This window comes from Ancylobacter crimeensis (genome assembly GCF_023016805.1).
GTDB lineage: Bacteria > Pseudomonadota > Alphaproteobacteria > Rhizobiales > Xanthobacteraceae > Ancylobacter > Ancylobacter crimeensis.
In genome coordinates, this window is record NZ_JALKCH010000014.1 from 34,275 (window position 1) to 49,069 (window position 14,795).

The 14,795-nt window shown below is 68.4% G+C and carries 12 protein-coding genes; 6 read left to right on the forward strand and 6 right to left on the reverse strand.

The window, feature by feature from the left end:
* Nucleotides 1–16: 16 nt before the first annotated feature.
* The 6 genes from MWN34_RS17680 to MWN34_RS17705 all read right to left on the reverse strand — a co-directional run bounded on the left by MWN34_RS17680 (nt 17) and on the right by MWN34_RS17705 (nt 4,445).
* Entirely contained in the window at nt 17–886 is an 870-nt protein-coding gene (locus MWN34_RS17680; protein ID WP_247030634.1) for an IclR family transcriptional regulator, read from the reverse strand.
* A gap of 49 nt (nt 887–935) precedes the next feature.
* Nucleotides 936–1,325, reverse strand: coding sequence for a RidA family protein (locus tag MWN34_RS17685; protein ID WP_247030635.1), 390 nt, complete (start codon nt 1,323–1,325; stop codon nt 936–938).
* 13 nt (nt 1,326–1,338) lie between these two features.
* On the reverse strand, nt 1,339–2,109 hold the full coding sequence (locus MWN34_RS17690) for an amino acid ABC transporter ATP-binding protein (RefSeq protein ID WP_247030636.1): 771 nt from the start codon (nt 2,107–2,109) through the stop codon (nt 1,339–1,341).
* A 12-nt stretch (nt 2,110–2,121) separates the two neighbouring features.
* Complete coding sequence (locus tag MWN34_RS17695; protein WP_247030637.1) at nt 2,122–2,787, reverse strand: amino acid ABC transporter permease; 666 nt, start codon at nt 2,785–2,787, stop codon at nt 2,122–2,124.
* A gap of 10 nt (nt 2,788–2,797) precedes the next feature.
* A complete protein-coding gene (locus MWN34_RS17700) occupies nt 2,798–3,460 on the reverse strand; it encodes an amino acid ABC transporter permease (protein ID WP_247030638.1) in 663 nt (220 codons plus the stop codon).
* A 139-nt stretch (nt 3,461–3,599) separates the two neighbouring features.
* Nucleotides 3,600–4,445: a transporter substrate-binding protein gene (locus tag MWN34_RS17705; RefSeq protein WP_247030639.1), complete on the reverse strand. Its 846-nt coding sequence runs from the start codon at nt 4,443–4,445 to the stop codon at nt 3,600–3,602.
* 151 nt (nt 4,446–4,596) lie between these two features.
* On the opposite strand from MWN34_RS17705, the gene MWN34_RS17710 reads away from it, so the two are divergent.
* The 6 genes from MWN34_RS17710 (at nt 4,597) to MWN34_RS17735 (ending at nt 14,724) form a co-directional block, all read left to right on the forward strand.
* On the forward strand, nt 4,597–5,706 hold the full coding sequence (locus MWN34_RS17710) for a D-TA family PLP-dependent enzyme (protein WP_247030640.1): 1,110 nt from the start codon (nt 4,597–4,599) through the stop codon (nt 5,704–5,706).
* A gap of 529 nt (nt 5,707–6,235) precedes the next feature.
* Nucleotides 6,236–9,205, forward strand: coding sequence for a hypothetical protein (locus MWN34_RS17715; RefSeq protein ID WP_247030641.1), 2,970 nt, complete (start codon nt 6,236–6,238; stop codon nt 9,203–9,205).
* On the forward strand, nt 9,202–9,666 hold the full coding sequence (locus tag MWN34_RS17720; protein ID WP_247030642.1) for a hypothetical protein: 465 nt from the start codon (nt 9,202–9,204) through the stop codon (nt 9,664–9,666). The genes MWN34_RS17715 and MWN34_RS17720 overlap by 4 nt, the downstream gene beginning before the upstream one ends.
* A gap of 21 nt (nt 9,667–9,687) precedes the next feature.
* The gene (locus MWN34_RS17725; RefSeq protein WP_247030643.1) at nt 9,688–13,047 is read left to right on the forward strand and encodes a CHAT domain-containing protein; all 3,360 of its coding nucleotides are present in this window, start codon (nt 9,688–9,690) and stop codon (nt 13,045–13,047) included.
* A 76-nt stretch (nt 13,048–13,123) separates the two neighbouring features.
* On the forward strand, nt 13,124–13,594 hold the full coding sequence (locus MWN34_RS17730) for a MarR family winged helix-turn-helix transcriptional regulator (RefSeq protein WP_247030644.1): 471 nt from the start codon (nt 13,124–13,126) through the stop codon (nt 13,592–13,594).
* Nucleotides 13,591–14,724, forward strand: a complete 1,134-nt coding sequence (locus MWN34_RS17735; RefSeq protein WP_247030645.1) for an FUSC family protein — start codon at nt 13,591–13,593, stop codon at nt 14,722–14,724. The genes MWN34_RS17730 and MWN34_RS17735 overlap by 4 nt, the downstream gene beginning before the upstream one ends.
* Nucleotides 14,725–14,795 lie beyond the last annotated feature (71 nt).

Consider the following 14,795-nt stretch of genomic DNA (forward strand, 5'->3'; position numbering starts at 1 on the left):
GGTGGAGAGGCCTGCATCATCGGGTACCGGCGCGTGCGGCGTCCCCCGCCGTTGCACCAGGCGTGCGGCGGCCGGCATAGCCGAGCTGCTCGGACAGCTCTCCGGCAGCCGCCAGCAGGCTGCCCAGATAGGCGTCGCGGTGGCGAAGCCCATCCTCGCGCGGCGTCACGAGGCAGAGCGTGGCAATGCAGGCCCCGTCCGCCTGGAAGACGGGCACGGCGAAGCAATAGGTGAAATTCTCCACCGCGCTGTTGAAGGTGAAGAAGCCGTCTTCGGCCGCCCGCCGCACCTCGGCGATGAACCGGGCCGGCTCCAGAAGCCGCCCGTTCGGCAGCACGAAATCCTCTGGCGGGATGAAGGCGATGATCTCCTCGTCGCTCATGTGGCTGACGAGCAGCCGCCCCGACGCCGTCCACGGCACCGGAACCACCTCACCGACATCGGAGGAGATACGGAACGGACGCAGCCCCTCGCGCATCATGGCGACGGTGTATTTGTTGCCGTCCAGCATGCACATCTGCGAGGTCTCGCGGGTTTCCTCCGCGAGGCGCTGCAGCAGCACGGCGCTTTCCCGCATCAGATCGAACTGCGCGGAATAGGCCATGCCGAGGAAATAGAGACGGCGACCCAGGAAAACCCGGCCCTCGCCGCCGGAATATTCCAACATCCCTTGGCGCAGCAGCAGGTTCACCAGTTCGTAGACCGACGAGCGCGGGCCACCCATCGCAAGCGCGATCTCGTTTGGACGCATCGGCTGGCGCCGGGCGCGCAGGAATTCGAGGATTTCGAAGGCGCGGTCCAGGCCGCGGCTGCGCTTGCCCTCCTTACGAACGTCCTCTCCGGACGCTTCGCCGACAAGCGAACCCTCGTCCTCACTTTTCCTCATCTGCGCTCCTGCTAGAAAGACCCGCCGTTCCCGCAAAGCGGGAAGCTCTTCACACCTTGTCCGCGCGGAAGGCGATGCAATCGATCTCGACCTTGCAATCGACCATCATGCGGGACTGCACGCAAGCGCGGGCGGGCGGGTTGTCGGAGAAATACTCGGCATAGACACCGTTGAAGCTCCAGAAGTCGCGCGGGTCGTCGAGCCACACCCCGCAGCGCACGATATCCGCGACGCCGTAGCCCGCCTCATGGAGAATCGCGATCATGTTCTCGATCGCCTTGCGGCTCTCGGCAACGATGCCGCCACGCACGATCTCGCCCTTCTCCATCGCCACCTGCCCTGAGACGTGGAGCCAGCCATTGGCCTGCACGGCGCGGGCGAAGGGCAGCTTCTGGCCGCCTGCACCGACTTCGCCGGCGCCGAAACGAGTGATGGTCATGGTACCTGCTTCTTCACTGGAAACTCGAGGACTTCAGAAATTCCGCCAGCCGTTCGGTGCCGGGGCGAAGGAACATCTCCTTCGGGTCGCCCTGCTCGACGATCACTCCCTGATTCATGAAGATGACGCGGCTGGAAACCTCATAGGCAAAGCGCATCTCGTGCGTGACGAGCAGCATGCTCATGCCCTCGGCGGCGAGACCCTTGATGACCTGCAGCACCTCGCCCACCAGCTCGGGATCGAGGGCGGAGGTCACCTCGTCGAACAGCATGAGGCGGGGGTTCATGGCGATGGCACGGGCGATCGCGACACGCTGCTGCTGGCCGCCGGAGAGCTGGCCGGGATAATGGTCGGCGCGTGCCGACAGGCCGACGCGGCCGAGCCACTGCTCGGCGACCACCCGCGCCTCGTCGCGGCTCATCTTCTTCACCTTGATCAGGCCGAGCATGACGTTCTGTGCCGCGCTGAGATGCGGGAACAGGTTGAACTGCTGGAACGCCATGCCGGTGAGCGCCCTCTGGCGGGCGATCTCCTTCTCGCTCTTGCGGCGGCGGACCCCGGCGATCTCGTCATAGCCGATCGCCTCGCCGTCGATGAGAATGCGACCGCCCTGAAATTCCTCCAGCATGTTGATGCAGCGGAGCATGGTGGTCTTGCCGGAGCCGGACGAACCGATGATCGAGATCACCTCGCCCTGCCGCATGGTGCAGTCGACGCCTTTGAGCACCTCGACGGTTCCATACTGCTTGCGCAGGCCCTGCATTTCGAGAAGCGGCTTGGTCATGAGCGTGCGCCTTCAGGACGGCACGGCGGTCTTGCGCTCGACATATTTGCCGAGGCGCTCGATGCCATAATTGATCAGGAAATAGAGGAAGCCGGCGAGGAAATAAAACTGCAAGCTCAAGAAGTTACGCGAGATGATCTCCTGCGTGCGGAGCAGCAGCTCAGCCACGCCGATCACCGAGAGAAGCGTCGAGGCCTTCACCATCTCGGCAGCCGTATTGACCCAGGTCGGCAGGATCTGCCGCAACGCCTGCGGCCACAGCACGGAGCCGAAAGTCTGGCCGAAGGTAAGCCCGATCGCCTTCGCCGCCTCGGTCTGGCCGATCGGGATCGCCTGCAGCGCGCCGCGCAGGATTTCGCCGACATGCGACGAGCAGAACACCGCAAGCGCCAGCACGCCGGCCTGGAACGGGCCGAGATCGAGGCCCACGGTGGAGAAGATATAATAGCTCGCCAGCACCAGAACGAGCACCGGCGTGCCGCGGATGATGTCGGTGTAGCCCCGAAAGACGAGGCGCAGCAGTCGGTTGCCATAGACCAGGCCCAGCCCGACGCCGACGCCGAGCAGCGAGCCGGCGAGGATCGCGAGCAGCGAGATCGACACCGTGACGCCGAGCCCTCGGAGAAGGGCGAGGCGGGCGATCCACACCTCGTTGAGGAACAGCATGAGATCGTTCATCGCCGCCTCCTCACTTCGGAATCGCCAGCCGGCGCTCGATGAGGCGCATCAGCGCCGCGAGCACCGCGCAGGTCACGACATAAAGCGCCGAGGTCACCGTCCACACCTCGATGACGCGGAAGGTCTCCACATTGATCTTGCGCGCTTCGAAGGTCAGCTCCGGCACCGCGATGGCGGCGGCGAGCGAGGTGTCCTTGAACAGTGAGATCAGTGTGGAGGACAGTGAGGGTAGAACGTTGCGGATCATCAGCGGCACCACGAGCGAGGTGCGGATCTGCATCGGGGTCAGGCCGATGGCGAGCCCCGCCTCCTTCACCCCCCGCGGCACCGACAGCAGGCCGGCGCGGAAGACCTCCGCGAGATAGGCGCCGGCATAGATGGCGAGCGTCAGGACGAAGCTCGGGTTCTTGTCGAGCCGAATGCCGAGCTGGGGCAGCGCGAAATAGGTGAAGAGGATCAGCACCAGGATCGGCAGGTTGCGGATCACCGTGACATAGAGCTGCGCCGGCCGGCGCAGGAAGGCCGGGCCGCCGGCGAGCGCGAAGGCGACCACGAGGCCGATCGCGGCGCCGATCACCAGCGCCACCGCCGCCAGCTCCAGACTGAGCAGCAGTCCACCCAGCAGCAGGTCGAAGCTGCGCCATACCGCAGCGAAATTGAGCGTGTAGCCCATGGCGGATTCCCGGAAAAGCGAACCTGCGGGACGCGGCGGTCGCGAGGCCATCCAAAGGTCCATCATGGACCGCCGGATGAGCGGAGGAAGGGCGGGAGGAGCGGCGGGCGCTCCCTCCCGCGTCAGCCATTTGGACGGCTCACTTGAACTCGACCGGGAAGCCGATCTGCGGCGGCGGCAGATCCTTGCCGAACCAGGTCTTGAACGACTTGGCATAGGTGTCGAACTCGACGCCGCTCATCGCCTCGTGCAGGGCCGTGTTGACGAAGTTCAGCCAGTCCTGGTCGCCGCGCTTCACCGCGCAGGCATAGGTCTGCGGACCCCAGCCATAGCCGGCATCGACATAGCGGCCGGCATTCTGGATCATGAACCAGCCGATCGAGGACTGGTCCGTGGCCACCGCGTCGGCGCGGCCGGAGTTCAGCGCCTGATAGATCAGGTCCTGCGCGTCGTACTGGTCGACCTTTGCCTGCGGCAGGGCGGCGTGCACCATGTCCTCGGCATAGACGTTCTGCAGCACGGCGACGGTGACCTTGGAGCCCGCCGCCTTCAGCTCGGCGTAATCCTTGTACGCGCCGCCCGCCTTCATCATCAGGCCGACGCCTTCGCGGTAATAGGGAATGGTGAAGGCGACCTGCTGGGCGCGGGCGCCGGTCACGGTCATGAACTGGCAGGTGATGTCCACCTTGCCGGTCGTGATGTTCGGGATACGGGCATCCGAGGACTGGTTCACGAACTCGACCTTGTCGGGATCGTTGAACAGGGCCTTGGCGATGATGTGGCCCATATCGACGTCGAAACCCTGCAGCTTGTCGTCTGCGCCCTTGAAGTGCCAGGGGGCATTGGTGGAGCCGGTGCCGACAATCAGATGGCCACGCGCCAGCACCTCGTCGAGGCGGCTGGTGGCCTGCTGCGCGAAAGCCGCGCCGGAAAGGAAGATGCTGGTCGCCAGCGCGATGGCGCCGGCACGAAGGATCGCGTTCATGCCAAGTCCCCTGCGGTTTTTGTTGTCCAATATATTAGACACACGTCCAAATTATTGGATTGACCTATTCACGCCCGCGCTTCATGGCTTGTCAAGGTTGAATTTGGACGCCAGCCTCCACCTGCTTCGCCAGCCCTCGCAAGGATCGACAATGACCGAGCCTTCCGCACCGATCGCCGTGCCTGCCGGCCTCCCGTCCGCCGGCTCGCTCCCCTCGACCCCCGCTGTGCTGGTGGACCTCGACATCGCGCGCCGCAACATCCGCCGGCTTCAGGACTATGCCGACACGCATGGGCTGAAGCTCCGCCCGCACATCAAGACCCACAAGCTACCCGACATGGCGCGCCTCCAGCTCGCGGCCGGCGCGGTCGGGATCACCTGCCAGAAGATCTCGGAGGCGGAGGCGATGCTGGAAGGCGCGCCGGAGATCGCCGACCTGCTGATCACCTACAACATCGTCGGCACCTCCAAGCTCGATCGGCTGAAGGCGCTGGCAAGGCGGGTGCGCCTGTCGGTGGTGGCAGACAGCGCGGCCGTCGTGGACGGCCTTTCCGCCGCTTTCGCCGACGCGCCGGCGCCGCTCGCCGTGCTGGTGGAATGCGACACCGGCGCCCATCGCTGCGGCGTCGCCACCCCGGCGGAGGCCAACCGCCTCGCTCACCGCATCGCCGCCTCGCCCGGCCTCGTCTTCGGCGGGCTGATGACCTATCCGCCAGCGGGCGGCGAGGCGCGGGTGGAGGCGTTCATGGGTGCGGCCAAGGCGCTGATCGAAGCCGAGGGACTGGCCGTGGCGGTCATCAGCTCGGGTGGCACGCCGACCATGATGGACGCCGCCCACGCGCCGGTGACGACCGAATATCGCGCCGGAACTTACATCTACAATGATCGTTCGCTGGTCGCCCGCGGCGCGTGCGCCTGGGAGGATTGTGCGCTCACGGTCCTCGCCACGGTCGTCTCGGTGCCGGCACCCGGCCGTGCGATCATAGATGCCGGATCGAAGACCCTCACCTCCGATCTGCTGGGCCTCACCGGCTACGGCCATGTGCTCGGGCGCCCCGATATCGTCATCGACCAGCTCTCGGAGGAGCATGGCCGGCTGGTCAGCGAGGACGCCATCGGCTTTGCGGTCGGCGACACCGTCCGCATCGTGCCCAACCATGCCTGCGTGGTGACGAACATGGTCGACGCCGTCCATGTGGTGCAGGATGCCGAGCCCCGCATCGCTCCATGGCCGGTCGCGGCGCGCGGCCGGATCGTCTAAGGCGGCGGTCCCCCGCCGCCCGCATCCGCACCCGCCGGCCGGCGATCCGCCGCGTGCCGGAGCCGCCCGGACCGAAATGCAGCCGGCTCAGCAGACGGCCGATGGTCAAGTCCCGAGCCGGGTGATCGTCTGTAGCCAGCTCCACGCCGCGGCTGCCCGCGTATGAGCCGCCATCGGGCGATCGAACGCGGCGGCGATCCGGCCCCCGGTACTCATGTTGGCCCACATGGCATCGACGGCGATGCCCGCGATCAAAGAGCCCGGCGGCGACCCGCTCGGCTTCCCAGGCCGGCACGCCGGGGCGCCGAACGGACCCGCTGCGGGCCACGCCGGCCGCCGCCTCCCCCTCCGGCGGCAGCGGCCGAGGCGACTCCACGACCTCCGCTTTCTCGGCTAGTCTCGCGTGCAACGCCGTTGCTCCCGGGGAGAGCTTCAGGATGGTCGCTCGCCGTGCCTCCCGCGGAAGATCCGAGGTGTGGCCGTCCCGGCCCACATTCCGGTCGATCTCGCTCGGCCGACGGGGGCGGCGATGAAGCAACTCCTCGCCATCGCCGAACAGGGCGCGACCTCCGAAGAGCGGCTCGCCATGGTGCTGGCGGCGGCCGGCGTGCTCACCGCGGCCGGCTGGGACTGGAGAAGCCCGTTCGACCCGGATCGCGCCGCGCGAACCATGGCCGCGTTCGGCGCAAAGCGGCTGTGGATGCCCCCGCCGCCGAGCGCCTATCGCCTCATCGGCGCGCTTGCGGCCGAGCTCGTCGCGGCATGGGAACGCTCCTTCGGCGATGCCGCGGGACAGGGACCGACGCGGCTGCTGCTGTCGCCGCACCGCGCATGGACCGAGGACGAACGCCCCGCACTCGCCGCCATGTCGCACGCCATGCTGGGCGGCCTGCTGCGCTGGCGGGGCCGCGTGCCGGAGTGGCGGCACATCGACCCCGCAACCATCGGCTCCATCGCCATCCGGTCCAACCCGGCCGCCGGCGGAAGCGGACATTGGCGCTGGCCGCTGCGCCTCGCGCTCGAAGGCATCGAGCCGGCGGACATCGAAAACGGCTTCGGGCCGATCGGACGCGGCATCGCCCGCCCGGTCACGCTGCGCGCGCCGTCCGAATATGCCGTCGTCCGCAGCCTCGATGGGCTGGATGCGGCCCGGGCCTCCCTTGCGACACTCATCTCGGCCCGTCGCGAGGCTGTCGGCGAACCCCTGCTGCGCTCCATCCTCGAGCGCGCGACCACGCCGCTCGCATGGATCGAGGACGCGCAGCTCGATCCCGAAGGGTTCGCCAGCGCGCTCATCTATGAGACCGCGCATGACGCGGCGCCGGATCTCGCGCTGACGCTCGCCTGGCTGCGCGAGGGCGGACAGAGCACGCCGCCGATCGTGTTCGCCGGCCATGACTTCTTCGCGCAGATGGATGCCGCCCGGCTCTCGCAAAGCGTCCAGGACCTCTCGCGGCAGCTCCAGGCCCTGGGTAGCGCGGACGACACCCCCCTGCCGATACCGCCCGGCGCCGCTCATTCCTTCGGCATTGTGCAGGGAGGCGACCTGCGCCCTTCGCAACTGGCCGACGCGATCAGCCGGGCGGTGGAGGCGGACGCCATCTCCTATGCCTCGGAAGACCACGCCGCGCGAGCCACGGCCGAGGTCAGCAACCTGATCGACGCACGCATCGTCGATACAAGGCGATCGGCGGAAGTGGCGGCCGAGCCGGAACCCGCGCACATTCCCCCGACAGGAGGGCGCAGCGTCGAGGCCGACCGGTATGGTGACGCATGCCTGCTCGACGGGCACTGGTGGCCCGGCGATGTCTTCGGGGACGAGGATCGCCACCCGCTGGACGCCCCTCTGGACCCGGACAGCCAATACACGCTGGAGGTCGCGATCCGGGCGGAGACGCTCGCCCCCGGCGAGGAGCGAACCCCGGTCGAGCCGCCCCGCGAGGGCAACGAGACGGTCACCCTTTATGCCCGGGTCATCGCGCGTACCGACATAAGGCTGGAGGACGAGCTTCTTCCCATCACCTGGCCCTTCGACGAGGACAGCTCTTCGGCCCTGTTCCGCTTTTCGACGGACCGGGGCTTCGAGGACGGGGCGCTGATCGAGGTGCGGCTGCTGACCGGCGACCTGCGGTTGCTCGACCAGTTCAAATATGTGTTCGAGGACCGGACCTGGCGCCTGCGGCAGGTCGACCGCTGCGCGAAGATGGGGCGGCCCGCGCCTGGCACGGCACGCGACGCGCTCTCCCTTGCGGTGAGCGGAACCGCCGGCGGATATGCCGTGCACGCCGAACTCGTGCGCGACGGCCAGCCGCCGCTGGCGCTGTCGCTGCGCCAGTCGATCCGTCCCGCCGACGTGGCGAAACTGCTCGGCGAGGTGCGGCGGCACTGGACCCGGCTCGTGCTCGGCACGATGAGCAACAGCGACGGGCTGAGCGAGCCCTCCTTTCGGCAGACCGGCGAGGCGCTGGCCAGATATGGTCGGGCGGCGTGGCGCCTGCTCTTCGGCAACCGGACGGGCAGCCAGGCCGGCGCCGGCGAGGCGTTCGGCGCGCTGCTCGCACGGCATCCGCTGCCCCGCGACGCCTTCGTGCGCATTTCCTTCTCCGACGACGCGCTGGACTTCGCCTTTCCATGGACGATCCTGACACCGCCGCCGCAGCCAACGGACAAGGCCGCGCGGGAGCCCTGGGGGCTGTCCTACCAGATCGAGATCGCACGCCCGCAAGGGCGCACGCCCGCGCCGCGAAGCAGCGCACTGCGCATCACCGCGCTGGTCGATGACGGCTTTTCCCGCTTTGTCGACCACCGCCGCACGCTGGCCGAGATCGTGACCGCTCGTCGCGGCATCGAGCTGGCGCCGGCCGATGTCAATCGCGAGATCACCGCCGCGCTCGGGGCGGAGAATCCCTCGGACATCTTCTATTTCTTCTGCCACGGCATGATGGCGAGCGCGCAACCGGCGCTGCTGGCGGAAATGCAGGCCGAGATCACCACGGCGCTGCAGCCGCTCGACGAAGCAGCCAAGGAACCGTGGCGCTTTCTTCTCGGTGCGCTGGCCGGCACGGACGGCGGCGCGCGCATCTCCAGCAGCCGCGCCGACCTGAACGAGATGGCGCTGGGCGACATCGAATTCTTCAAGAACAGGTGCCGGCCGCTGGTGTTCCTGAACATGTGCCATTCGGTGTCGAGCGTTCCGGGCTCGCGCATGGGCCTGCCGGCGATGTTCCTCGACCGGGATGCGATCGCCGTCATCGGTGCGGAGGCGCCGATCACGGCGCGGTTCGGCGATGCCTTCGCGCGGCACCTGCTCGGCCAGCTCTTCGACGGCGAGGCGCTCGGCACGGCGATGCTGTCCGCGCGCCGTGCCTTCGACGCGCAGCGCAATCCGCTGGCGCTGATCTACACCCTCTACGGGCGCAGCGACATGCGCTTCGTACCGCCGGTGCCGGGATGCGCACCTTTTGTCCCCGACGCTCCGCAGAAGGAGACCACGCCGTGAACACACTGCAGGATATCGCCAGCCAGTCCGTCACGGTGGCGAAGGGCCTCATCGATGATGACGAGGAAGCGCTCTATGTCCGCATCGGACGGCTCGAGAAGGCGATCGAGAAGGATCCGATCCTTGCCTATTCGCCGCTGCTCGACCCTCCCTATGAGAAGGAGCAGATGGGCCCGCTCGACGGCGTGCGCGAGCTCGGCCGCCGGATCGTGCGGAAATGGGCCGCCGCGCTCCACGATCTCGTCTGCGGCAGCAAGGACGACACGGCCCGCGAGCAGCTTCTCGACGCGCTGAATGTGAGCGAGGCGGCAGCGATCGGGGTGGTGACCACCCTGCTGCTGCCGGTCCTTTCCCCCGCCATCGCCGCTGCGGTCGCGGTCGTGATCGTCAAGAAATTCCTGGTCCCCGCCGGCGGCGTGTTCTGCGACTACTGGGGCGAGCAGCTGAACGCGGCGCCGTGAGGGGGCGGGAGGCCGACCGCCATGAGTCGCTCCACCGTGAGTCGCCCCACCACGATCGGCATGACCGATCTCTCGCTCGCCGACACCTATCGCGCGCGATGCCCGCTGTGCGGCACCGCGTTCGACGCGACGATCTGGCGGATCATCGATCTCGATGCCCGCCCGGATCGGCAGCCCGATATTCGCGACGGAAGCCTGCAGCGCAGCTTCTGCCCGGCCTGCATCGGTCCGGGGGTGGAGCGGCTCGGCGCGCTCTGCGTTGTCGGGACCGGTCCGCAGGGGCGGCAGCACATCAACGTCGCGTTCGAGAAGAAGAACGCGGCAGAAGCCATCCAGACCGCACATGCGCGTTTCGTGAAGCGCTGCTCCGACCTCGGCATCGACCCGGCTGGCATCATTCCCGGCGGCGGCGGGATCGCACGCTCGATCGCCGAACTGGCCGACAGCCTCGCCGCATGTTCCGGCATAAAGGTGAAGAGTGCCGGAGAGGAACGGCTGCACCGTTCCGTCGAGCTCGTCTTCGCGCGGGATTGCGAGGAACGCCGTGCCATCCTGACGGCGCACCCCGATCTCGTGCGCCCCGGTACGATCCGTTTGCTCGCTTCCCTGCCCGACACCGCGCCGGACATCCCGCGCTTCCGCGTCCGGCCGATCCTCGCCCTGCTGACCGCCGCGACACGCGAAGGCATCGACGCAGCCATCGCCCTCTGCCGCGCCGACCATGAGGCGCTGGCGGCGCTGCGCCGCCTGCCCGGGCCGGTCGCCGACGCCTATCTCGCCACGCTCCCGGAAACGGACGAGCCTTCCGTGGAGGAATTGGAGGCGCGCGGCGCGCGCATCCTGCGCTTCATCGCGGAACATCCCGATCTGCACGGCGACCTGAAGGCCACCGTCTTCCTCGCACTCGGACGGGGCTGGCAGGCACAGGTGCCCCGGCACGGCGACGCGGCGGGCGAGCGCGCGAGAAGCTGGTTGTCCCGCATTATCGAAGATGACGATCCCGCCATCCGGCGGCTCTCGCGGCTCGAGGCCCGGCAGGGACTTTCCGCCTCATGGGACGCGCGGCTGGAAGGCAGCGCGATCGAGAACAACCGACAGGCGCTGGCCCATGCCGAGGCGGCGGTGGCGATCGCCGGCACGATGTCGGACGAGGATCAGGCGGGCGCCCTCATGGAGCTCGGCATCGGCTACACGCGAAGGATGGTGGGGGACACCTTTGCCAACCGGGCGCTGGCACGCGAAGCGTTCGCCCGCGCGCTGCTGCCCGGCGCATCCCACCTCACCCTCCAGATGGTTCGCTACAACGAGGCGCTGACATGGATCGAGGAAAGCTCGGGCGACATCATCGAAAAGATCGACACCGGCCTCGCGCGGCTGGAGCTGCTGCGCACCGAAGGCGCCGATCTGTTCCGTCCCGACCAGCAGCAGCTCATCCACCACAGCCTCGGCGCCGCACTGCTGCGGCGGGGCAGCCTGACCGACGATGTGGATGATTTCGGCGAGGCGGCGCAGCAATTCTCCATCGCCTATGGGCTTGCCGTGAAACAGCGGGATCATCGGGCCAAGGCCCGCCTCGCCTATCTGCACTATGCGGCGCGGACGGAGTGCATGATCCGCGGCGGGGAGCCGCCGGACGCCGGACGCGTGCTCGCCGCCATCGACACCATCCAGACGGACTACGACCAGCAGCGCGCGCCGGCCTTCTTTCTGGAGACCGAACGGCTGCGGGCCCTCGTTCTGGAACGGTTTGCGCCAGCGGACGGATCGCGCGACGCCGTGCTGGCGGCGCGCCGGCGCATCGTCGACACGCTGCGTGCCCATGGAATGGAACAGGCCGACTGGCGCGATATCTTCCGGCTCGGCGTCGAGCAGGAGCGCTCCCTCGACCTTGCTAGCGCCGCACGCAGCTTCGAAGCGGCGGCGGCCGCCGCCGAAACCACGCTGGCGTCGGCAAGTACCTCGTTGCGCCGCGACGAGGAGATCGTGCACGCCTCGCACATCTTCTCCCCGCTCATCGCCGTCCTCGCCAGCCTCCATGAACGCGGCGAGGCCGATGGCTGGCGGGTTCTCGCCGCGATGGAGCAGGGGCGGGCACGCGACCTGCTCGATGAACTGGGCAACCGGGAGCTTCCTTGTCCCGAGAACGTGCCGGATGTTCTCCTGGCGACCGAGCGGGAGCTGCGCGAGGCACTGGCTGGCGAGCCGGACGACAGCGTCGCCCGCATGATCGGCAGCGAGGCCGATATCGGCCGTCGGGTGCAGCAGCGACAGGCGCTGTACGCCCAGCTCGGGGAAACCTATGGACGGATCGCCGCCACGGGCCCGGCCGGCGCAGCCTATGTCGCGCTGCGGCGGCCGGCGCCGCCGGAGGCCGCCGCGCTCCGCATCCTGATCGACGGCCTTTCGGACGACACCGGCGTTCTCGCCTACTGGATTGACGACCCCAGCACCGTGGCGGTCTTCGTCCGTCCGCACACCCCGCCCCTCATTCGCACGCTGGCCTTCACACCGGCGGATGCGCGCGATCTGCTCGAAGGCCTCAAGGCACGGGTGGATGCGCCGGTGCCGGCGCAGGAACAGCCGCCCGAGGCCTGGCAACTCTATGGGCAGCATCTCATCGAACCATTCGTGGGAGAGATCCGGCACTGTCGCCGGCTCATCATCGTTCCGCACGGCCCGGCGCATCGCTTTCCGTTCCACGCCCTGCAACTCACCCCGGGAGAACTTCTCGTCGATGCGGTCGCGACGCAGCACATTCCCTCGCTGGCGATCCTGCGCGACCTCGCCCCGGCCGCGATCCTGCCGGGCCGCATGACGGCACGGGTGCTGTGCAGCGCGCCCGGCCCGAAGGAACGCCAGAGCTTTCAGGCCGAAGCGCTAACGGTCGCCGCGGCGCTCGGCACGCAGGCCGATCTTGAGGCGACGCGCGAGACGCTGCTCGCGAGTGCGGGGGATGCCGACATCCTCCATCTCATCTGCCATGGCCGGTTCGACGAGGAGGATCCGCTGGCCGGCGAACTCCTGCTGGCGGACGGACCCGTCACCGTGCGGGAGCTGCTGGCCCTGCGGCTGACGGCGTCTCTGGTGTCTCTGGCGGCGTGCGAGACGGGCAAGATCGCTGCGGCCAAGGGCGATCGCCTCAAGGGCTTCGCGCAGGCCCTGCTTCTTGCGGGAGCACGCACCGCTCTGCTGACGCTGTGGAGCGTCTGGTCGGAGCCGACCCGTTTCTGGATGGAGCAGTTCTACGGGGCGCTCCGGGATACGGAAACCTCGACGCACCCGATCGCCTCGGCCCATCGCGTGGCGACGCTCGCCACCCGCCACCGCTACCCGGACCCGACCTGCTGGGCGCCGTTCATCGTGCTGGGCCGAACGGAGTGAGCATGCCGGCACCGTTGTGGTATGCAGATCATATGATTTGAATTGCAAATCAAATCATATGATCTTACGTTCAGTCATGGACAGCCAGCCTTCCCCCCGCCTGCGGTTCGGCATCACCTTTTCCCTTCTCGCCCGGCGCTGGCGCAGGACGCTGGAGGCGCATCTGTCGGCCGCCGGCCTCTCCGGTGCCACATGGGTTCCCCTTGTCCATCTGCGGGAAACGGGCGGGGGCATCAGCCAGAAGGAGCTGGCCGCCCTTGTCGGCGTCGACGGTTCCAGCCTCGTGCGGGTGCTCGACATTCTCGCGCGCGAAGGGCTGATCGAACGCCGAAAGGACGAGAGGGACGGACGGACCAACCTCATCCATCTGACCACGCCGGGAAAGGAGCGCGTCGGCGAGATTCGCCGCACGCTCGGCGCAGCCGAGGAAGCCATGCTCGCCGATCTCGCGGATTGCGATCTTGCAGCGATGCTCGGCCATTTCGAGGCGATCGGCCGCCGCATGGCGCAGATCGAGGCATCCGCCGCGCAGGAGGCGCGCTCATGAGCGAGACCGGCCCGCCATCGCCCCCCGAACCGGATGGCGGGCGTTCCCCGCGCCGCCGCGACGCGGTGCGCCATCTCCTTCATCCCGATCAACTGAGGGACAGCCTCTCGCTATCGGCCCAACCCTCGCTGCGCAACGCCACTCTGGCCGGCCTTCAGGCGGCGCTCACGGCCGCCATCGCCCTGCCGCTGGTGCATCTCTCGCCGTGGTCGCATCTGGTCGGCTTCGCCGCACTCGGGGCGCTGGTCGCGCTGTTCGGCCGTTTCGCGCCGTCCCGGCGGCGGCTGCGCATCCTGCTGCTCTCAGGGCTCTGTCAGGTACTGGCGGTGTTCGGCATGTCGACGGCGGCTTGGCTCGGCGCGCCGATGGCCGCGCAGCTCCTTTTGCTTGCACTGGCCTGCGGCCTCTTCCTCTTCATCAGCGTTACCGGCCGCTTCGGCGCGCCCGGCCCCCTGATCTTCGTGTTCGCGGCCGGCGCCTCCATGTCGGGCGGACTTGAGTTCGGAAAGGTGGTCGAGCGGACCGCCGCGACCGCGATCGTCGCCGTGCTGGCATGGATCGTGTGCCTTGCGAGCGAGGCGTTCCGGCATCTTCCCTCGCCGGAGCGCCCGCTCCCGGCCGACCCCGTGCCCGCGCTCGGCCCGCGGCTGGTGGCCGCCGCACGCAGTGCCGTCGGCGCGGGCATCGCCATTTTCGCCGGCCATGCCATCGGCGCGAACCATCCGGCCTGGGCGGCGATGGGCGCGCTCGCGGTCATGCAGGGCACGCATCTTCACATCACCATGAACCGCGCCCTCCAGCGCATGGCCGGGACCATGGTCGGCGCGGTGCTGGCCTGGGCCCTTCTGATGCAGCACCCCTCCGTCTGGACGGTGATCGCGGTGATCGTGGTCCTGCAGCTTCTCACCGAGATGGTAATCGGCATCAACTACGCCTTCGGCCAGTTCTTCGTGACCCCGATGGCGCTCCTGATGACCTATCTCGGCGCCGCGGGGGCGGTCGGCCCGGAAATGGCGCCCGAGCGGGTGCTCGACACCCTTCTGGGCGCAGCGGTCGGCATCCTGATGGCGGTTCTTTTCTCGACGCTCGACGACCGCCGCCATCTCGCCGGACGGCGCCCGGCGACCTAGCCGCGGCAGGCATCCGGGGAAAACGCTCCGGCATGTGCGGCGCAACAGTTGAAGCTGTTGGCGCCTCTGCC